The 19,883-nt window shown below is 69.5% G+C and carries 16 protein-coding genes; 7 read left to right on the top strand and 9 right to left on the bottom strand.

Annotated elements, in window-relative coordinates; translation table 11 throughout:
* Positions 1 to 112 precede the first annotated feature (112 nt).
* The gene (locus QSJ59_RS13350; protein WP_285759848.1) at positions 113 to 1,297 is read right to left on the bottom strand and encodes a DUF418 domain-containing protein; all 1,185 of its coding nucleotides are present in this window, start codon (positions 1,295 to 1,297) and stop codon (positions 113 to 115) included.
* A gap of 270 nt (positions 1,298 to 1,567) precedes the next feature.
* On the opposite strand from QSJ59_RS13350, the gene QSJ59_RS13345 reads away from it, so the two are divergent.
* Both QSJ59_RS13345 and QSJ59_RS13340 read left to right on the top strand, forming a co-directional pair.
* Positions 1,568 to 2,542: a GntR family transcriptional regulator gene (locus QSJ59_RS13345; protein WP_285759847.1), complete on the top strand. Its 975-nt coding sequence runs from the start codon at positions 1,568 to 1,570 to the stop codon at positions 2,540 to 2,542.
* A 35-nt stretch (positions 2,543 to 2,577) separates the two neighbouring features.
* Positions 2,578 to 2,964, top strand: a complete 387-nt coding sequence (locus QSJ59_RS13340; protein WP_285759846.1) for a hypothetical protein — start codon at positions 2,578 to 2,580, stop codon at positions 2,962 to 2,964.
* A gap of 68 nt (positions 2,965 to 3,032) precedes the next feature.
* Here the strand turns inward: QSJ59_RS13340 and QSJ59_RS13335 are convergent, their stop codons facing one another.
* On the bottom strand, positions 3,033 to 3,488 hold the full coding sequence (locus QSJ59_RS13335; protein WP_285759845.1) for a DUF1801 domain-containing protein: 456 nt from the start codon (positions 3,486 to 3,488) through the stop codon (positions 3,033 to 3,035).
* A gap of 177 nt (positions 3,489 to 3,665) precedes the next feature.
* Here QSJ59_RS13335 and QSJ59_RS13330 point away from each other — a divergent pair, with 177 nt between their 5' ends.
* Positions 3,666 to 4,106: a helix-turn-helix transcriptional regulator gene (locus QSJ59_RS13330; protein WP_285760155.1), complete on the top strand. Its 441-nt coding sequence runs from the start codon at positions 3,666 to 3,668 to the stop codon at positions 4,104 to 4,106.
* A 14-nt stretch (positions 4,107 to 4,120) separates the two neighbouring features.
* Positions 4,121 to 4,531 (top strand): VOC family protein, encoded by a 411-nt coding sequence (locus QSJ59_RS13325; protein WP_285759844.1) that lies wholly within the window; start codon positions 4,121 to 4,123, stop codon positions 4,529 to 4,531.
* A 213-nt stretch (positions 4,532 to 4,744) separates the two neighbouring features.
* Here the strand turns inward: QSJ59_RS13325 and QSJ59_RS13320 are convergent, their stop codons facing one another.
* The 5 genes from QSJ59_RS13320 to QSJ59_RS13300 form a co-directional block, all read right to left on the bottom strand.
* Positions 4,745 to 6,226, bottom strand: a complete 1,482-nt coding sequence (locus QSJ59_RS13320; RefSeq protein WP_285759843.1) for a DEAD/DEAH box helicase — start codon at positions 6,224 to 6,226, stop codon at positions 4,745 to 4,747.
* A 220-nt stretch (positions 6,227 to 6,446) separates the two neighbouring features.
* Positions 6,447 to 6,581: a hypothetical protein gene (locus QSJ59_RS13315; protein ID WP_285759842.1), complete on the bottom strand. Its 135-nt coding sequence runs from the start codon at positions 6,579 to 6,581 to the stop codon at positions 6,447 to 6,449.
* A gap of 625 nt (positions 6,582 to 7,206) precedes the next feature.
* On the bottom strand, positions 7,207 to 12,684 hold the full coding sequence (locus QSJ59_RS13310; RefSeq protein WP_285759841.1) for an ATP-binding protein: 5,478 nt from the start codon (positions 12,682 to 12,684) through the stop codon (positions 7,207 to 7,209).
* Between the two features lie 396 nt (positions 12,685 to 13,080).
* Positions 13,081 to 14,085: a MerR family transcriptional regulator gene (locus QSJ59_RS13305; protein ID WP_285759840.1), complete on the bottom strand. Its 1,005-nt coding sequence runs from the start codon at positions 14,083 to 14,085 to the stop codon at positions 13,081 to 13,083.
* Positions 14,086 to 14,447: 362 nt separating this feature from the next.
* A complete protein-coding gene (locus tag QSJ59_RS13300; RefSeq protein WP_285759839.1) occupies positions 14,448 to 15,077 on the bottom strand; it encodes a TetR/AcrR family transcriptional regulator in 630 nt (209 codons plus the stop codon).
* Between the two features lie 71 nt (positions 15,078 to 15,148).
* Here QSJ59_RS13300 and QSJ59_RS13295 point away from each other — a divergent pair, with 71 nt between their 5' ends.
* Entirely contained in the window at positions 15,149 to 16,021 is an 873-nt protein-coding gene (locus QSJ59_RS13295; RefSeq protein WP_285759838.1) for a ketopantoate reductase family protein, read from the top strand.
* A gap of 472 nt (positions 16,022 to 16,493) precedes the next feature.
* Here QSJ59_RS13295 and QSJ59_RS13290 read toward each other — a convergent pair whose 3' ends face one another.
* Positions 16,494 to 17,189 carry a winged helix-turn-helix transcriptional regulator gene (locus tag QSJ59_RS13290; RefSeq protein WP_285759837.1) on the bottom strand — a complete coding sequence of 232 codons (696 nt, stop codon included), beginning with the start codon at positions 17,187 to 17,189 and terminating at the stop codon, positions 16,494 to 16,496.
* Positions 17,190 to 17,307: 118 nt separating this feature from the next.
* Between QSJ59_RS13290 and QSJ59_RS13285 the strand changes: the two genes are divergently transcribed.
* Complete coding sequence (locus QSJ59_RS13285) at positions 17,308 to 18,519, top strand: pyridoxal phosphate-dependent aminotransferase (protein ID WP_285759836.1); 1,212 nt, start codon at positions 17,308 to 17,310, stop codon at positions 18,517 to 18,519.
* A gap of 141 nt (positions 18,520 to 18,660) precedes the next feature.
* Complete coding sequence (locus tag QSJ59_RS13280; protein ID WP_285759835.1) at positions 18,661 to 19,203, top strand: dihydrofolate reductase family protein; 543 nt, start codon at positions 18,661 to 18,663, stop codon at positions 19,201 to 19,203.
* A gap of 136 nt (positions 19,204 to 19,339) precedes the next feature.
* On the opposite strand, the gene QSJ59_RS13275 is transcribed toward QSJ59_RS13280, so the two are convergent.
* Positions 19,340 to 19,819, bottom strand: coding sequence for a DUF3592 domain-containing protein (locus QSJ59_RS13275; protein ID WP_285759834.1), 480 nt, complete (start codon positions 19,817 to 19,819; stop codon positions 19,340 to 19,342).
* Positions 19,820 to 19,883: the final 64 nt, after the last annotated feature.

Below are 19,883 nucleotides of genomic sequence, written 5' to 3'. Positions count from 1 at the left end.
GGAGGGCCCCGAGACATCGATGACGGTCGCTACGGAGAGGTTTTGGGTCCTGCCCGCGTCCTGTCCTGCCCTGGGAGTTCCGGCCGGTGTGCGCGGCTCTCAGGGCCTTCGCCTACTCGCGACCGTTGCCGGTGGTGTTCGGTCCGCCTCGGTAGGTGAGGCGGCGCAGCGCCACCTCGGCCGGCCCTCGCACGCCTCGACGGCGCATGAGGTCGGCGAGCACCACCGTGGTCAGCCACACGGCCACCGCGATGCCCACGCCCACGGCCGGTGATGTCTGGTGCAGGTTGAGTGTGTAGGAGGAGAACAGAACCGCCCACGCCACGGACTGGGCCAGGTAGAAGGTCATGGAGCGCTGCCCGAGCGCGGCCAGGGCGTTGGTCACCGGTCCGGGCCGGCCCGTGAGGCGGACCGCGACCAGGGCGATGAGCGCCGCGTAGCCCAGTCCGCCCGCGTAGCCGCTCACCTGGTGCAGGGCACTGGTGATCATGATGTCCCCGGGGGCGACGTCGGTCCACACACCCGCCTTGTCCAAGGCCAGGGGGAGGCCGCCCAGAGCGGCCAGGGGGATGCCGATGGACGCGGTCCAGCGCAACAGCCGCAGGTGCTCGTGGGGCTGCTCCAGGATTCGGTGCCGTGCCGCCAGGACGCCGATCAGGAACGGGACGAGGGTGCTGACGACCATGATCACGGACAGGACCGAGAACAGGGTCAGGCGGAAGAAGAGTTCGTTCACGAACCCGTCGGGCAGCAGCGGCATGTTCCGGCCGGTCGTGACGGCGACCAGGGAGTGGAAGGCCACGGCCAGGGGCAGCAAGGCCGCCGCCAGGATCATCAGTGTCCGGTCGCGCAGGCGCAGTACACCCATCAGGAGCAGCGTCACCAGGCCGTAGACGGCCAGGATGTCTGCGGGGAAGAGCAGTGCCGTGTGCACCAGGCCGAAGACGATCAGCCACAGGCCGCGCCGGCGCAACAGGTCGCGGGTCCGGGGCCACGCGTATCCCTGCTCGCTGCGGCGGCGGTAGATCTGGGCCACGCCGTAGCCGAACAGGGTCGCGAACAAGGGGTAGGCGCGCAGGTCGACGAACATGACCGTGCCCGCCGTGGTGATCTGGTCAGCGATGGCGGAGGTGTTTCCGGGCCCTCCGATGAACTCGGTGAACAGGTGCGTGTGGGCGAGCGCGATGAGCAGGAGCATGACGCCGCGAGCCAGGTCCGGGGTCAGCGAGCGGCGGTCGGCCGGGAGCGGTCCGGGCGGAGCGTGGGAACGGGGTCCGGGGGTGGACGTGTGCGTCATGGGGGCCTCCAGAAGAGCTGCGGAGTTTGAGGAACGGTGTATACGCCGATGCGCACCACTCGGGGGTAGTGCGCGATGCGTACATAGTACGCATCAAATCGAGATTGCAGCAAACTCTCTCCCTTTTCGGCTTCTGTGCTAATTAGACCTAGTGCACTAGGCTTCGATAAGGGCTTTTCAGATCGCCCTGGCGCTCTCCATGGGTACTTTGTACCTCAAGTGCACTAGTACACTTGGAGAAGCGGAGAAAGATCGAAGGAGGTGCCGTAGATGTCCACGGCTGGGGAACGGGAACTGCCGCCCTACGCGCGGGTGGTCGCCGATATCCGAGCGCGTATCGCCGCCGGGGAACTGCGCCCGGGCGACCGGGTCCCCTCGACCAGGGAGATCATCCGGGAGCGGGGGGTGGCCATGGCCACCGCCACCAAGGCGCTCGCGGCCCTGCGCCAGGAAGGGCTGGTCGAAGCGGTACGCGGGGTGGGAACCGTCGTGCGGGGCGCACCCGCTCCCGCTCCGGAACCGCGAGGGCAGGGCGGACAGCGCCCACGACCGGCCGAGGGCGAGGGGCGCCGCTCCGCCTCCGAACCGGCGCTCACCCGGGAGGCCATCGTCGGGGTCGCGATCACCATCGCCGACGCCGCGGGCATCGAGGGTTTGTCCATGCGCAAGGTCGCCACCCAGCTGGGGGTGAGCACCATGGCCCTGTACCGCCACGTCGCGAGCAAGGACGCGCTGGTGACGGCGATGATCGACCAGGTCTACACGGAGCACGCACTGCCCGATCCGCCGCCCGGGGACTGGCGGCCGGCCCTCGAACTGGCCCTCCGGACGGAGTGGGGCATCTATCGAAGGCACCCCTGGGTCGTTCGACTGACCATGCTCGCCGGAGCGGTCCAGTCCCCCCGGCTCCTGGAGAACGCCGAGTGGATGATGCGAGTGATCACCGCCCAGGGGCGCTCCCCCGACGAGGCCATGAAGATCCTCATCTTCGTGTCCGCCTACACCGCCGGCATGGCCCTCCAGGCCACACCGGCGGTGGTGGAGGAGCACGAGTTCGGAATGGACACCGAGGACTGGTGGAGGTCCAGGGGCCCGGAATTCCTCCGGATCGCGGAACAGGGTCGGTACCCGCTCACGTTCAGCGTCTCAGGGCCGCCCGACGTGCCCGAAATCTTCGACCTCGGTATGAAACTCCTGCTCGACGGACTCGCGCCCCTGATCCAGGGGCAGACCGGCCCGGGCTGAGAGGCCGAGGACGAAAAAGTCGTGGAAGTGGACGGGTGGTCCACGGGCAGCCGGGTGAGAAGCGGGCCGCTGCGCCGGTCCAGCCGGGAGCCCGGCTCAGGACGCACGCCGCGTTCTCCGTGCCACTCGGGCAAGCGGTCAGGGCGGCGGGCGGTCCAATAGCGCTGGCCGACGACGCGGACGCGCTCCGCCGGATGCTCCACCTCATGCGGCAGAACCTGGCCGCCATGCCGACGCCCCCGGTACCCCGGGGGTTCGTCGCGTTGCGGACGCTGCCGGAAGGGCTGCTCGTGGCCGTGCTCCGGCGCTTCTTGCGCAGCCCGATGGCCCTATACAGCGGACTCAACAACACCTCGCCCGCCGAGGCGGCCGAACTCGAAGGGCTGGCCGGACAAATCCGCGCCCATGCGAAAAACCGGTAGGCGGCATCGTGGCGATCGTTTCCACCGTGCCCCGACAGCGGGCCATCCGCGTCGTCGCCGGTGTGACGTCAGCTCACGGCCTTCTCGACGAGGGCGGTGATCGCCTTCTCGGCCTTGCCGCTCAGCTCGGTCACGGCGTAGGACGTGGGCCACAGGCCGCTGTCGTCATCGAGGTTGGCCTCGGGGGTGAAGCCGAAGGTCGAGTAGCGCTCCTTGTCGACGTGCCCGCTCCGGAAGAAGCACACCACCTTCCCCTTCCTGGCGTAGGCCGGCTGGCCGTACCACAGCTTCGGCGACAGCTCCGGGGCGGTGGCGGTGACGATGGCGTGAATGCGTTCGGCCACCGCCCGGTCCGATTCCTCCATCTCCGCGATCTTCGACAGCACGTCGAGTTCCGCGGCGGCCGCCTTGGTGCCACGACCACGGGTCGCCTCCTTCTTCAGTTCCGCCGCGCGTTCCTTCATGGCGGCGCGTTCCTCCTCGGAGAAGCCGTTCGTGCTCTTCGTGTCGGTGTCCGCGCTCATTGCTGTGGCCCTCCCGGTCGTGATCGGTGTGACGTGCTTTTGACGCTATCCGTGCGCGGAGGCCCGGTGCTTCTCGATTCCTGACCGATGCCCGTCCCACCGCACGGGTCCGAGCGGTCGGCCGACGACGCGCCTGCCCTGCCGAGGTGGCAGGTGCGACGTGGAACGATGGTGCGTATGGACCCGGAGTGCGCAGAGGCGCAACGTCTGCGCGACATCGCGGTGATCCGTCGTGTCCGCGACCGGATCGACCGTGAGTACGCCGAACCGTTGAACGTCGAGGCACTGGCCCGTGGAGCGCACATGTCGGCCGGGCACTTGAGCCGAGAGTTCCGCCGCGTCTACGGCGAGTCCCCGTACTCGTACCTGATGACCCGGCGGATCGAACGCGCGATGACGCTGCTGCGCCGCGGCGATCTCAGCGTCACCGAGGTCTGCTTCGCGGTGGGCTCCTCCTCGCTGGGCACGTTCAGCACGAGGTTCACCGAGCTGGTCGGCGTGTCGCCGAGCGTCTACCGTCGCGACCACTCCCAGGCCGGGGCGGGGATCCCGCCGTGTCTGGCCAAGCAGGTGACCAGACCGGTCAGGAATCAAGAAGCCCGCACCCGGCAGCCCTGATTAACGTGATGACCATGACCATCACCATTCACCACGCCTTCCTCCCGCACACCGACCCCGAAGCCGCTTTGGGCTTCTACCGCGACCTCCTGGGCTTCGAGGTCCGCAACGACGTCGGCTACGAGGACATGCGCTGGATCACCGTCGGTCCGGTCGGCCAACCCGGTACTTCCATCGTGCTGCACCCGCCGGCCGCCGATCCGGGCGTCACCGACGAGGAGCGCCGCACCATCCTGGAACTCATCACCAAGGGCGCCTACACCGCCGTCACGCTGGCCACCGACGACCTCGACGGGCTCTTCGACCGTCTCCAGACCGCAGGTGCCGATGTCGTCCAAGAACCCATGGACCAGGGCTACGGAATCCGCGACTGCGCTTTCCGCGATCCGTCCGGCAACCTCATCCGCGTCAACCAGCTCACTTGAGCGAACTGGCCCCCACCGGGACACCCCGACTCCTTCCTGGACGCCTCTGACCAGAGAAAATGCGTGGCTTCGTATTCCGCCCCGATGTCCCTCGCCTTTCTGCCCCGGAGGGAGGTCTGCGGTTGCTCCGCCGAACCCCGAAACGAAGAACGGGGGCGCCCCGCGGTCGCTGTCGCGACCATGGAGCGCCCCCGCGGGAACGTGATTCAGCGGCTAGACCGCGCTGCGCCGAGCCGGACGCTCGGAGCTGCCGGCGCCGACGCGCGGGGCACCGGAACCGCGGCGGCTCTGCGCCGAACGGCTGCGCCGTCCACGCGAAGCGCCTCCCCCCGCACGCTGGGTGCGCTCGGGGGCGGGGGCGGCCACGACCACCGGGACGCCTGAGGGCTCGCGGGCACCGGTGATCTCGGTGAGCTCGGAGTCTCCGGAGCGCACCTGGGCGGTGCGCGCGTTGATCCGGGCGGTGGCCATCAGGCGGGCCATCTCGCGGCGCTGGTTGGGCAGCACCAGGGTGACGACGCTGCCGGACTCGCCGGCGCGGGCGGTGCGTCCACCACGGTGGAGGTAGTCCTTGTGGTCGGTGGGCGGGTCGATGTTCACGACCAGGTCGAGGTTGTCGACGTGGATGCCGCGTGCGGCGACGTTCGTGGCGACCAGTGCGGTCACGTGACCGTTCTTGAACTGCTCCAGGGTGCGGTTGCGCTGGGGCTGGGACTTGCCGCCGTGCAGCGCGGCCGCGCGCACCCCGCTGGTCAGCAGGTGGCGGGTCATACGGTCCACGGCGTGCTTGGTGTCCATGAACATGATCACCCGGCCCTCACGGGCGGCGATGTGGGTGGCGGCGGTGCGCTTGTCGGCGTCGGAGACGTGCAGCACGTGGTGCTCCAGCGTCGTCACGGCACCGGCGGAGGGGTCGACGGAGTGGACCACCGGGTCGGACAGGAACCGGCGCACCAGCTTGTCCACGTTGCGGTCCAGGGTGGCCGAGAACAGCATGCGCTGTCCCTCGGGACGCACCTGCTGCAGCAGGGCCGTCACCTGGGGCATGAAGCCCATGTCGGCCATCTGGTCGGCCTCGTCCAGAACGGTCGTGCCGACCTCGTCGAGTCGGCAGTCGCCGCGCTCGATGAGGTCCTTGAGGCGGCCGGGGGTGGCGACGACGACCTCGGCACCGTTGCGCAGCGCGTTGGCCTGACGCGAGATGGACATGCCGCCGACGACCGTGGCCAGCCGCAGGCGCACCGACTGGGCGTAGGGGGTCAGGGCGTCGGTGACCTGCTGTGCGAGCTCACGGGTGGGGACGAGCACCAGCGCCAGCGGCCGGTGGGCCTGGGCGCGCTGCCCGGTGGTGCGCGCCAGCATGGCCAGACCGAAGGCGAGGGTTTTGCCGGAGCCGGTGCGGCCGCGGCCCAGGACGTCGCGTCCGGCCAGGGAGTCGGGCAGCGTCGCGGCCTGGATCGGGAACGGGGCGCTCACACCGTTGCGGGTGAGGGTGGCCATCAGCGGAGCCGGCATGTCCAGCTCTTCGAAGGTCTCCACCGCGGGAAGCGGCGGAGTGGTGCTGACGGGGAGCGCGAACTCGCCGTGCGGGGCGGCGGGGCCGCGACCCGAGGACTGGGGGCGGGGGCGCTGTCGGCCGCCGCGGCCCTGTCCCTGGCGGGAGGAGCGCTCGGTGGAGCGGGTGGGACGATTCATACGGTGATGCCTTCCTCGATACGGCGCGGTCGAGGAAGCCCTGGCGGCGCTGAAGCCGCACGGGGAATCACAAGAACGAACCGAAGAAACGGATGCGAAGCGCGGACGGGACGACCGTGCTGCGGGCTTCGGGATGGCCGACGTCCGCCGCCGGAGGCGGTCGGGTGCCGGGCCGTGGTTGAGCGCGGTCCCATGATCGGGGCGGCGGTGACGTGGTGGCTCAGCCGAGTCCGATGGTCTCGGCCTTGATGCCCTTCGCCGGCGCGCGGAAGCCCTGCGCGTCGACGGCGAAGCGGTGGGCGATACGGCGGGAGCCGTCCGCACCGGTGAACCACGTGACGGTGCCGTTGGTCATGTCAGTCTCCTTCGGGGGCTGTACCGGCGGGCCCGCACGATGCGGGCAGTGCCGTGTCGCCGTGATGATCACCCGAGACAAAAGACGTGAGGACCGAAAAAAGAAGATGCGCCTAGAGGTCTGAACCAGGAGGCGCACGAGAAAGTCCTTGGGAACCACAACTGCAACCGTTACCGAAGGTAGCACGCCTGAGGCCGCCACGGGTCGGAGCAGGTCCGTTACCACGCTCACATGCCGGTCGCCCACAGGACGGAAGCGGGTGCGCCGGGTGCGTCCCCGTACGGGATGGGACTGCTGTGTCCCGAGGTCCCGCACGGGCGAGATGGCGGCAGCGGTGCACGTGAGCACCGCTGCCGCCGCCGTTGGACCCGGGATCGTCCTCGGCCGAACAATTCGATGCTCCCCCGGGAACTGCTCAGGGCGGTAGGAAACCGGAAGTCGGGAGGATCGACACGCGAAGCCACTCCCCCGCTGCCGCGGACGGGACCGACCGGGCCGGACGCGTACGGTACCCGCAGGGCAGACGGTCCTACCGCTGTCCGGGAACAGGGCGCCGAGGGCGTGTCCCCTCCCCGGGAAACCGTGGAACCGGCCGGACAGGGGGTGCGGCCGGTTCCACGGACAGTCAGCGCCGCATGCCCTGCTCGATGGCCTCGATGATCCGCGGCCGTAGCTCGGCGGCGCTGATGATCGAATCCACCGATCCGACCTCGACCGCGCGCTGGATGCTGTGCATCCGGTCGAACTCCGTGGCGACCTCGCCGAGCTTCTCCGCCCGGACCGCGGACTGCACCTCGGCGAGCTGGGCGTTGAGCGTCGCCCGTGTGGCTCCGCTGGCTGCCGAGACCTGTTCCTGCAGCTTGGTCACCCTGGGGTCGGTCGCGGTGCGGGTGTTGACGTCGCCGGAGAACACCACCGCCGCCGCAGGGGCGCCGCCGAGCACCGAGGCGAACGAGCCCTCCAGCGCCAGCACGGTCATGTTCGGGTTGAGTGCCTTGGAGAACACCACGAACGCGCCACCGTGGTAGCGGGAGATCACGCAGAACACGATCGGGCCGTCGAAGTTGACGATCGCCCGGCCGATCTCGGCGCCGTACTCCAACTGGAGCTTGCGCATCGACTCCGGGGAACCGTCGAATCCGGACAGGTTCGCCAGCACGACCAGCGGCCGGTTGCCGGACGCCGCGTTGATCGCTCGCGCGGTCTTCTTCGAGGACCGCGGGAACAGCGTGCCCGCGGTGTAGGTGTCGGGCCCGTCGGCGGGCGGGAAGCCGCGCCGCGGTACCGACCGCGACTCGATCCCGATCAGGCAGACCGGCCAGCCGCCGATGTGCACGTCCTGTACCGCCGAGGTGTCGGCGTCGGCCATGCCCGCCCAGCGCTCCAGCACCGGGTGGTCCTGGTCGGACAGCGCACGCATGACCGTGCGGATGTCGAACGGCTTCTTGCGGTCCGGGTTGTGCTCCGGGGAGAAGATCTGGCCGACGGTGGTGAAGTCGCTGCCGGCGATCGTGTGCGGGAACTCGGAGACGCTGCGGTCGACCGGGTCGTTCGTCCCCGCCTTGCGCGGTGCCGTTTCGCCGGGCACGACGTAGGTGTGGTCGTAGTGCGCCATCAGCACGTCGCTGGCGGCCGCCAGGCTGGGAGCCCAGTACTGCGCCTGACCGTTCGGACCCATCACGCGGTCGTAGCCGCCGATGCCGAAGTTGTCCTCCGCCGACACGCCGCCGGAGAAGTCCAGCGACTGCTTCCCGGTGAGCACCATCGCGGAGTCGGGCGTCATCACGAGGATGCCCTTGGTGTGCATGAGCATCGTCGCCTCGGCGTTCCAGTACGGCTGGGCGCCGACGTTGATTCCCGCGACCACGATGTTGATCTCGCCGCCGGCCTGGGTGAACGTGACGATCCGCTTCAGCGCGGCCGCGACCCAGTCCATGTTCTCGGTGCCCGAGGTCATGGAGATCCGCGCCCCGGCCGACAGCGCGAACCACTCCAGCGGGACCCGCATCTGCTCGGCCAGGTCGAGTGCCGCGATCACGCGTGAGCACTCCGGTTCCGACAGCGCGCCCAGCGCCTTCGTCGGGTCACCGAGCAGCACCACACGGGTGACGCCTTCGGGGTACCGTTCGGTCGGCGTCGTCACGACGCCCGCCACGATCGCCGCGGAGTTCTTTCCCGCGGGGCGCTCGACCGGTACCAGTGCGCCGTTCCCGTCGAGGTCGTATTCGGTGAAACCGCCGTCGCTCCCGGCCAACAGGCCGGTGAGCTCGTAGGGGTAGACGTTTCCGCGTCGGGAAGCGCGCAGCACCTTCTGGCGGTAGTCGTCCAGCGGCTGCACCGGTTCCGTCGACGGCTCTCCGACGTGGACCCGCGCACCGTTGTCCTGGTCGAGGACGATCCGTACGGCGACCTCGGTGAGTTCACCCGACGCGGTGCGCTGGCGGGCCAGGAACTGGACCTCTTCCAGTCCGGCGCCCGCCGTGGTCGGCAGGATGCGCTGGACCAGGGTGTTGAGCTCGTCGGCGGACAGTTCGGTCGACGGCCACACGTACATCATGATCCGGTTGGTGTCGAACCGCCTGTTCTGCGGCCGCTGCGCCTGGATGTTGCGGATCGCGTCCAGGCACCCGGTGATCGTGTCCTCCACCGCGGGCAGCGCGACCAGCCGGCCGTCGGCCTCACGCAGAGGCGTCAGGTCGCGGACCTGGCCCATCGCGAAGAGCCGCTCGTCGGTCGGGTTGCTCTTCGCGACCCCCTTGAACAGGTAGATCTCCTCGTCGGCTGAGGGAAGCCGGGTGAGGTCGAACTCGCGCAGCCGCTCCAGTTGCAGGCGCTGTGCGATCTGCGGGTGCAGACCACGGATCAACCGGTCCTCGGTGAAGCCCGCACCGTCGAACCGGAAGGTGAAGTGGTGGTGCATCACCGCGCCGCTGGTCCCGGCGACGGTGATGGTGATCCGGCGGACGCCCGTTGACAAGGGGTGTTCGGCGAGGAGCTGGCCGAGCCGCACCGCCATGGTGTCGGCGTCGGGCTGGCTTTCCCACGTGACGTAGAGGTCGGCGGCGAGCCCGCGCTCGGCGACGTCGGCAGCGAACGCGCCGACCGCGCCGATGGCGTCGGGCAGGGCGGAGATGTCGACGGTGGTCGTGACCAGCCGGGTCACTCCGACGGGACCGGTGTGCTCGGCCGTGATGAACCGGCAGCCCGCGGTCTCCCGCGCGGTGACCTCGGACAGTCTGCGGTTGCCGTAGTAGCGGCGGGTCAACACCTCCAGCAGCGGGTCGTGGTCCCGGCCGGGACGCCCGATCCGCTGCCCGATCAGCCGGACGAGCGGCTCGGCGCTGGCCACCATGGCCTGGATCCGCTCCGCGCGGTCCGGGGCGTCCGGGTTGCGGTCCAGGTGGCGCAGCTCGTTGCGCACCTCGGCGTACACCTTGGCGCGGTTGCGGCGCAGCAACGGCTGCGCGAACCAGCGGAACACCACACCGCGCGCCAGGTCCGACACCGCGGGGAAACGCACCTGCGTTGCCTCGACCAGGTGCTCCAGGGCGAGGCCGGCGCGCTCGCTCAGCGACTCGATCGGAGGCGCCCCGGCCAGCCACTGCCGCAGCACCTCCGAGACGACAGCGACGTCGGTCGACATCCGCTGGAGCGCGAGGAAGATCCGGAAGACCGCCGCCTCCAGCTCCGGGGTGCGGTCCAGTTCGGCGATGCCGTAGTGCCCGAGCATCTTCTTGAGCTTGGCCTGGAACCCCTCGGTGACACCGGCGCGTTCGACGTCGAGGCTCTGCAGATAGCCGTGGAAGTACTCGCGCGGGCTGTGCACCGGGCTTCCCGGTTCGACCTCCAGCTCGCCGCCCGGCTTGTTGCGGCTCAGCTCCGACAGGTCGGCGAACACCGTCAGCAGGTCGACCTCGCCCGGAAGCGGACGGTCGCCGAGCTCGGCCCGGGCGGCCAGGTATCCCGACAGCAGACGTTTGCGGTCCTGCGGGTCGACGTCGAAGCCCAGCAGCAGGCTGCGCAGGTCCTTGAGGTCGCCCTCGACCCGATCGGCCGCGGACACGTCCAACGGCTCGGCCGGCAGGTCGACCTCGCTGACGCCGGCGGCTTCCTCCTCGGCTCCTTCGTCGGCCAGGGGCTCCAGCCGCATCAGCGGTGTACCGGTCTCGACCTGACTGCCCACCGACACGGGGCACTCGCGGACCCGGGCGCGAAACGGTGCGCGCAGCACCGTCTCCATCTTCATGCTCTCCAGCACCAGGATCGGCGCCCCCGAATCGACCTCTTCGCCCACCGACAAAGGCGTCGCCACGACCAGCGCGGGCGCGGGGGAACGGACGACGCCGCCCTCGTCGCGGCTGATGCGGTGCGTGACGCCGTCGATCTCGACCAGGTGGATCGGGCCGTGCGTGGCCGACACGAGCCGGAAGCGGTGTCCGTTGACCACGATCTGGCCGCTGTGGGCGTCGAACCGCTCGACCTCGACGTTCGCCGGGTGCACGTCACCCCCGCCGGAGATGCCGACGCGGAAACGCTTCTGACCGACACGGACGACGCCCACCCGGTAGCCGGCGCCGCGGAGTTTGAGGTCCAGGGGACGGCCGCTCTCGTGCTGGACCTGGGGCCGTCCGCCGTTGGCGGTGGACAGCAGCCGTTGGCGGCTGACCTCCTCCTCGTCCTGGTAGGCCTCGATCGCGGCTGCGGCCAGGGCGATCGCGGAGTGCCGGTGGTTGACCAGGCGGCCTTGGGCGCGTACCCGGTCGATCCAGCCGGTGTCAGCGCTCGCGTCGATCACCTCGGGCTGGTCGAGCAGGTCGAGCACGAAGCTCTTGTTGGTCGCGCCGCCTTCGATGATCACGGTGGTCTCGGCCATCGCACGACGCAGTCTGCCCAGGGCCTCGTTGCGGTCGCGGCCGTAGGCGATGATCTTCGCGATCATCGAGTCGAAGTCGGCCGGGATGCTGTCGCCCTCGCTGACGCCGGTGTCGACGCGGATGCCGGGGCCGGCGGGCAGCACCAGTCGCGCGATACGGCCGGGGGAAGGGGCGAAGTCGCGGTCGGGGTCCTCGGCGTTCAGCCGGGCCTCCACGGCGTGGCCGGCCTCGCTCGGCTGGTCCCCCTCCAGCTTCCCGCCGCCCGCCACGTGCAGCTGCAGCCGGACGAGGTCGGTGCTGGTGGTGATCTCGGTGATCGGGTGCTCGACCTGAAGCCGGGTGTTGACCTCGAGGAAAGCGAACAGCTTCTCCCCGGGGTGGTAGAGGAACTCGACGGTGCAGGCGCCGCGATAGCCGACGGCCACGGCGAGCCGCTCGGCCGATGCCTTCAGCTCCGCGGTCTGCTCCGGTTCCAGGACCGGGGAGGCGGATTCCTCGATGATCTTCTGGTTGCGGCGCTGCACCGAACAGTCGCGCACGCCCAGGGCCCACGCGGTGCCCTGCCCGTCGGCGATGACCTGGACCTCGACGTGCCGGGCACCGGTGACCAGACGCTCCAGGAAGACCACACCGGAGCCGAAGGCGCGCAGCGCCTCCTGGCTGGTGCGCTCGTAGGCGTCGGCCAGGTCCTCGTTCGAGGCGACCATTCGGATGCCGCGTCCGCCTCCGCCCGCGGTGGCCTTGAGCATCAGCGGGTAGCCGATCTCGGTACCGGCACGCAGTGCGTCGTCAAGGGTGGCGACCTCGCCGCGGCTCCACGGTGCCACCGGGACACCGACCTCTTCGGCGATCAGCTTCGCGCCGATCTTGTCGCCGAGTTTGCGCATCGCTTCCGCGCTCGGCCCGACGAAGGTGACACCGATCTTCTCGCACAGCTCGGCGAACGCCGGGTCCTCGGCGACGAAGCCCCAACCGACCCAGGCGGCGTCGGCCCCGGTCTCCACCAGCGCCCGCTCCAGGACGGCGTGGTCGAGGTAGGGACGGGCCGAGGCGGGGCCCAGCGAGTAGGCGACGTCGGCTTCACGAACGAAGGTCGCGTTGCGGTCGGCGTCGGTGTAGAGGGCGACCGTCTCGATTCGTGTTCCGGTTTCAGCAGAAAGATCCCGGACAGCGTGGATGAGCCGCATCGCGGCCTCTCCGCGGTTGACGATGGCGACACGACTGAACACCGGCTGAGCCTCCCAAGTACCTACACGCAGAAGGCGACGTCCGGTTTCCGGAGCGTCGCCTGCACCTGACTCCCTACCCTCCTCGATTACCGCCGGGTACAGCAATGTTCCCTACGGCAAATGCTGGAGCCGCTAACTTGTGGGAACCCCACAAAAAAGCCCCCGAAGTACACCGTTCGGTTGCCGATTCACGCCAGATCTGCCACAAAACGCGGTTGCCTCTACGTCATCAGTGACGAGGGACACTCCGAAGGACGCAAACGTGGCCGGGATCGGCGCTCCGCTTCGACCACCCCCGACTCTTTGGCAGCGCAGTTGTTTCAAGGGGTCGAGAAGGATCCTTCCAGGATTTGGCGGTGGGCCGTCCCCACCGCGACGGTGGCGTCGTCCAGCGGTTCAGTCTGTGGGGACTGACGCGCGCAGGGCCGCCGCCAGCCACGCCAAGAGCATCCTTTCGTCCTCCTCACCGTCGGGCGGGGTCCCGTTGATCACCGCGACCAGGCCGATGTACCTGCCGTGCGTGCTGTCGAACCAGGGGTCCTCCACCGCTCCCTCCTCGTCCATGAGCGTGATGATCTCGGTGAAGTACGCGGCCATCCCCTCCCGTTTCCCGGCGCTGTCCGGCTCCTCGTCGAGGGCGGTGGTGGCCTGGACCAGGCGGGTGATCGCCTCCTGGGCGCGTGGGGACTCCACCGGCACCCCTGAACGCTGGAGGGCGGCGATGTCCTCCATGACCGGCACCCCCGTTTCGTAGATGAACTCCTGCACCGGTGCGGCGGCCATGAGCTTGCCCGGCTCGGTCGTGTAGGTGAACCGGAGATAGGCGCGGACCGCTTCGCGAAACTCCCGGTCCCCGACCAGGTCGGCCAGTTCGATCCAGGCCTCCAGTTGAGCGGCGGTGGGGTCCTGCGGCAGTCGTGGCCGCAGCTGCCGCAGTCGCTCGACGAACTCGGCGGGCACGTCGAGGTTCGCGCCGACTTCGTTCCAGAAGTCGTCGACGAGCTGTTCGCGCTCCCGGTCGGGCATCGAGACGAGTTTGCCCAGGAGCACCGTCTGGGCGGCGGTTCCCTCCTGCTGGACCAGGGTTCTCAGAACGGCTGTCTTGGCGCGCAGGGCGCGTTCTTGGCGTTCGACGATGCGCAAATGGGCGGTGAGGAGGTCGTGCAGGGTCGACTCGCCGTGGAGTACCCGGCGGATCTCTTCCAGACCGGCGTCGAGTTCGCGCAGGGTCGCGACGAACTCAAGGCGGGCGATGGCGTGAACGTCGTAGAGCCGGTAGCCGGCCTCGGTCAGGCGTGTGGGGGCGACGATCCCGGCGTCGGAGTAGAAGCGGACGGTACTGACGCTCAGGCCGGATCGGCGCGCGGCGTCCCCGATGGGGTACAGGTCGTTGTCGTGCATAGCGCCACTATCGGGTCTCAAGCCGCTTGAGACTCAACCGCTGTTGTTCGTCAGCGGTCGGCCGTATCGGGGGCCGCGGCCGGCAGGTTCGCCTATCCCGATGCCAACGGTGCGCAAACGCGCTGGTCGGAGCAGAAGGATGAGGGGCCTCGTCTGCGTGAGGCCGTCCTCTGCCGTTGGCTCGGCGCCACGGTTCTTCCTGCCGGCCAGTCCGGGGGGCTTTGGCGCCTTCTCCGGGACTGCCCGGAGCAGAGGACGCCGTTCGCCAAGGGCGGGAGCCGTCCCTGCCGCGCGCGTGCGAGGGGATCGGTTTCAGCTGGTCGTGTCCGACGCCGTCGGGCGGCCGTGGCCGACGCGAGTCGTCAGAGTCTGGTCGGTGGTGCGCTCATCGCTGCCGTCAGGAACGTGATCGTCCAGTGCCGGGTCGCCTTGCCCACCACCGGGGCCGGGCAGGCCGTGGAGTCCGGGGTGTCGACCTCGATACGGTCCACGGCCGCCACGGCGAGGATCCCCCGCATCCGGAACCGCAGTTCCTCCGGGGCAAGGCCGGGCAACGCGCGCGCGAAGGCAGCCAGGTAGTGCTCACCGACCGTGTCCTGCTCCGGACCGGTCCAGCTGCGCGCCTCCTCGGCCGGGTCGCTGAGAATCGTCGTGATCAGCCGGGACGTCCGGGCGCCCCCCTCGTCGTCGGCCGGCGTCTCGTCGAACAGCGGCCCCGCGAACGCTTCCACCAGTTCGGCGACCGACGGGTCCGGTGTCCGGTCGAGCAGCCGATCGAGCGCGGCGCGCTGCGCGGCGTTGATGGGATCGACCACGCGGCGGACGACCGCGGCCAGGAGTTCCGCCTTCGAGCCGAAGTGGTACCCGACGGCGGCCAGGTTCGCTCCCGCGAGGTCGGTGACCGCGCGGACCGATGTGCCACGGTATCCGCGCTCGCCGAAGAGGCGTTCGGCCGCGTCGAGGATCTGGGTGCGGGTGTCGGGTGGCGCCATGGGAGTGTACTGTACATACGTTTGGATCAAACAAACGTATGAATTAAACGATCGTGCGAAAAAGGAGTGCAATGAAACTGCTCGTGTACGGTGCCGGGGTCACCGGCAGCCTGTTCGCCGTTCGCATGTATGAGGCGGGACACGACGTCTCGCTCCTGGCCCGGGGCGAGCGCCTGGCCGCCCTGCGCCGACACGGCGTGCAGCTCGCCGAGGAGGACAGTTCGGCCGTCAGACGGGTACCGGTGCCGGTGGTCGAGCAGCCGGCCGGCGGGTACGACCTGACCGCCGTCTTCGTCCGCGCGCATCAGGTGGGTGCGGTGCTGGAGTCGCTCGTCGGCCTGGAAGGCGACGTGCTGTTCATGCTCGGCTGGGCGGCGGGCGCGGAGCCGCTGGGCGCGGTCATCGGCCACGAACGGGTACTGCTCGGCTCCCCCACGGAAGCCGGCACGATGGACGGCGACGTGGTCCGTTACCGCGCGGCCAACTTCGTGACCCGCCGGGTGGCCGTACCGATCGGCGAACCCGACGGTCGGGCCACCCCGCGCCCGGAGCGGATCGTGGACGAGTTCCGTGTGGCCGGGATCAGCGCCAGGCACGAGCCGCGGATGGAGGCCCGGCTCAGGACGCACGCCGCGTTCTCCGTACCGCTCGGGCAAGCGGTCAGGGCGGCGGGCGGTCCAATAGCGCTGGCCGACGACGCGGACGCGCTCCGCCGGATGCTCCACCTCATGCGGCAGAATCTGGCCGCCATGCCGACGCCCCCGGTACCCCGGGGGTTCGTCGCGTTGCGGACGCTGCCGGAAGGGCTGCTCGTGGCCGTGCTCCGGCGCTTCTTGCGCAGCCCGATGGCCCTATACAGCGGACTCAACAACACCTCGCCCGCCGAGGCGGCCGAACTCGATCGGCTTGCCGAGCAGATGCGTGTCCATATGAAGATCCGGTAGGCGGCACCGCCCCCACTTCCCCCGTCCCGGGATGGTGGCCGGGGCAACGGAGTAGGATCTGCGCCGGGCAGCCGTCGTCGAAAGTCGGTCGGGCGTCAGATCGCCCGGGACGGGGATCTTGGCTCGCGTCCAATGCCGGTCCCCTTCCAGCTTTGCCTGGGGCATGCCGACGACTTCGACAACCTTCCGGCGACCGGCGTACGGGGATCGACGCCGCGAGCGCACTCTGCTCCGAGCACCCCACCGAGGAGGCCCGGAAGCGCGCCCCCGACTCCGATGGCCCAACGGCCCGGGGCGGGGACTTCACGAGCGCCCCGAGCTGCGTCGGCCCTGGGGCGTGGAGTGATGCCACAGCCTATGCCGACTGGATCGACACCACGGTCGGGCCCCGGACACGGTAGTGATGCGGTCGGCCTCCCGTGCGGTCCGGACTTCTGGCCGGCGGCGAGGATCGGGCGGGACCTGGCGACCTTCAACGCGTCGAGCCAGCGGTCGAGCTTCTGGCCACGGGAGGTCCGGTCGGGGCGCGGTCGTCGACCGGGGTGCGCAGAGCATCGGCCACCGGACCGTCGCCGATCACCCTGACCCGGTTGGCGGTAAGCGCGCCGGTCCAGGTCATCGCCCCTGAAGCAAGGGCGCCCAGGGTGGAAAGGTCGGTCTCCACCCTGGCCTCGGCTGTGCCCTGGGCCGGCCCATGGGTGTAACCGGGGTCTTGGCCCAGGCGGAGGCGGAACACCCCCTCGTCGAGGACGACTTCAACCGTTGCGTCCGCGTCCGGAGCCATCCCGGCGAACAAGGCGAGCAGGACGGGCGCGAACCAGTGGGCGCGCACCGCGTCGGTGGAGCGTCGCTCGACCAGGTCCGGTCCGCCCCACGCCGCCAGCGCCGTGATCACCGGGAGGAGGGAGCGCCCGCGCTCGGTCAGCTCGTAGACCTGGGCATTGGCGGGTTTGGGGAGGCGGCGCTTGTGGACCAGTCCGTCGCGTTCCATGTCCTTGAGGCGCCCGGCGAGCACATCGGTGCTCACGCCGGGCAGGTCGGTGTGCAGGTCGGTGTAGCGGCGGGGGCCGGCCAGCAGTTCCCGGACCACCAAAAGGGTCCAGCGCTCGCCGATGGCGTCGAGGGCGCGGGCTGCGGTGCAGTACTGGTCGTAACTTCGTCGCGGCATGCGAGCAGTCTAGCCATCAAGTTGGACTTTCCAAGTGCATACTTGGTAGAACCAAGTATGCAAACGTTTCGGGATCAGCAGTCCCGCGGAGCCCGGAACGCCAACGGGAGGGTGTCGGATGCGGTTCACGCCGTCGAGCAAACTGTCAGGGGTCTGTTACGAGATCCGCGGTCCGGTCATCGAGCACGCCAACGCCCTGGAAGAGGCCGGGCACACGGTGATGCGGCTCAACACCGGAAACCCCGCGCAGTTCGGGTTCGAGGCTCCCGAGGAAATCCTGCAGGACATGATCCGCAGCCTGCCCGAGGCGCACGGCTACAGCGACTCAAAGGGCATTCTGGCCGGTCGGCGTGCTGTTGCCCAGCATTACGAGACCCAGGGCGTGACGGGGCTGGACGTCGACGACGTCTTCCTCGGCAACGGCGTGTCCGAACTGGTGTCGATGGCGGTGCAGGCCCTCGTCGACGACGGCGACGAGGTGCTCATCCCCGCCCCCGATTTCCCGTTGTGGACCGCCGTGACCAGGCTCGCCGGCGGCAAGGCCGTGCACTACATCTGTGACGAGTCCGCCGACTGGTGCCCCGACCCCGCTGACGTCGAAGCCAAGATCACCGACCGAACCAAGGCGATCGTGATCATCAATCCCAACAACCCCACCGGGGCGGTCTACCCGCGCGCCCTGCTGGAGCAGTTGCTCGACATCGCCCGACGCCACGACCTGCTGGTGTTCGCCGACGAGATCTACGACCGCATCCTCTACGACGGTCGCATCCACCACAACTGCGCCGTGCTGGCTCCCGACGTCCTGTGCCTGACCTTCAGCGGCCTGTCCAAGGCGTACCGGGTCGCGGGGTTTCGTTCGGGCTGGCTCGCGGTCACCGGCCCCAAGCACGAGGCCCGCGGCTACCTGGAGGGGTTGACCATGCTGGCCGCGATGAGGCTGTGCCCCAACGTCCCGGCCCAGTACGCGATCCAGGCAGCGCTGGGCGGGCGGCAGAGCATCACGGACCTCGTCCTTCCTGGAGGAAGGCTGCACGAGCAGCGCGACCGCGCCTGGGAGGCCCTCAACGCGATCCCGGGCGTCTCATGCGTCAAACCCCAGGGAGCGCTGTACGCGTTCGCTCGTCTGGACCCCAAGGTGCACAAGATCCACGACGACGAGAAGCTGGTACTGGACCTGTTGCTGCAGGAGAAGATCCAGATCGTGCAGGGAACCGGTTTCAACTGGCCGTCCCCCGACCACTTCCGTATCCTCACCCTGCCCCACGCGGACGACCTGGAGACCGCCATCAGCCGGATCGGCCGCTTCCTGTCGGGGTACCGTCAGTAACCATTGGACCGGGGCGGCCCTCCCGTGCCGTCTGCAACAGCAGGTGCGGCCCAGGCGCCTCACCCCTCCTGCGCCGGTGACTTTCTGCGTGGTCCGCAGTCTCAACAGTCGACGACCGCACGATCTCGGTGAAGGTGGACCATGGCAACGACGCTGTACTCGGTCACGATGTCGCTGGACGGATTCATCGCCGGTCCGGGAGGGGACATGTCCTGGCTGGCCGAGTACTCCGGCCCCGACCCGACGGTGGACGCGCTCATCGACAGGGTCGGTGCGCTCCTCGTCGGCAACCGCACGTTCGGCGGGGACGACCCCCATCGAGGCACCGAAAAAGAGGGCAAGGCGTTCGGCGGAGGATGGGAGGGGCCGGAGTTCGTGCTCACCCGCCGGGCCCCGGCCACACCCGTTCCGGGTGTCACCTTCGTCGGCGACCTCGACTCCGGTGTCGCCCTGGCAAAGGCCGCTGCCGGCGACAAGTACGTCAACATCCTCGGTGCCAGCATCGCCCGGCAGTGCCTCGACGCGGGAGTGCTCGACGAGATCATCGTGTTCATCGTTCCCGTCCTGCTCGGTGACGGCGTCCGGCTGTTCGACCACCCGGGCGGAACCAATGTCAGGCTCGAACGCCTCGACCTGACCCACACGTCGCAGACGACGAACCTGCGGTTGCGCGTGCTTCGATGAGGATCGAAGCGGTGGCAGGGGCTGCCTGAACGAGTTTCCTCCGCTCCGGGAACGGTGGGGAGCGGGCCCAAACGTGTGTCCTGTTCGCCGTGGCGCACGGGCCGTTCCACTCCCCGGGGCTGCGACTGTCCGGCCGTTAGAAGATCGAGCTGTGGTCGGGCGGCCCCTGGCAGCCCGGCGGGCGGCGCAACCGGGTCGCGCGCGCCAACAGCACCAACGCGGTACAGCCCAGGAGCAGGCCCCCGGCCCAGGACGCACGGCTCCAGCCCTGTTCGGCATCGGTGAGTGCCACGGGGTGGCCGGGGTCGTCGGGGCTATAGGCCACGGTGGTCCGAGCGCCAGGAGGGAGTTCGGCGGAAACCGATCCGTTCAGCTCGACTTCGGAGTGCTCGGAGCCCTCGGCGCTGTAGGAGACGTAGACCGTCGCGTCGTCGGTCGGCTGATCCTGCTCGACCAGGACGACCCTGGCCGGTGCCCGACCGGTGTGGTCGGAGGACTCGGCCGAGCCCACCCACATCAGCAGGCCGCCCAGGACCGCAACGAGGAGTCCCGCCACCAGAGAGCCGATCCCCCTCCGGGAACGGGCCGGCTTCTCCACTCCGTTGTCAGCGTCCACTCCTGATCCGCCTTCCCCCGTCGGAACCGGTCTGATGAGTGCGACGCGGCAGACGGCTCCGCGG

The organism is Nocardiopsis ansamitocini (assembly GCF_030268225.1).
Taxonomy (GTDB): Bacteria; Actinomycetota; Actinomycetes; order Streptosporangiales; family Streptosporangiaceae; genus Nocardiopsis_D; species Nocardiopsis_D ansamitocini.
Note: the sequence above shows the minus strand (reverse complement) of the source record. Positions and strands in the feature narration are given on the sequence as shown.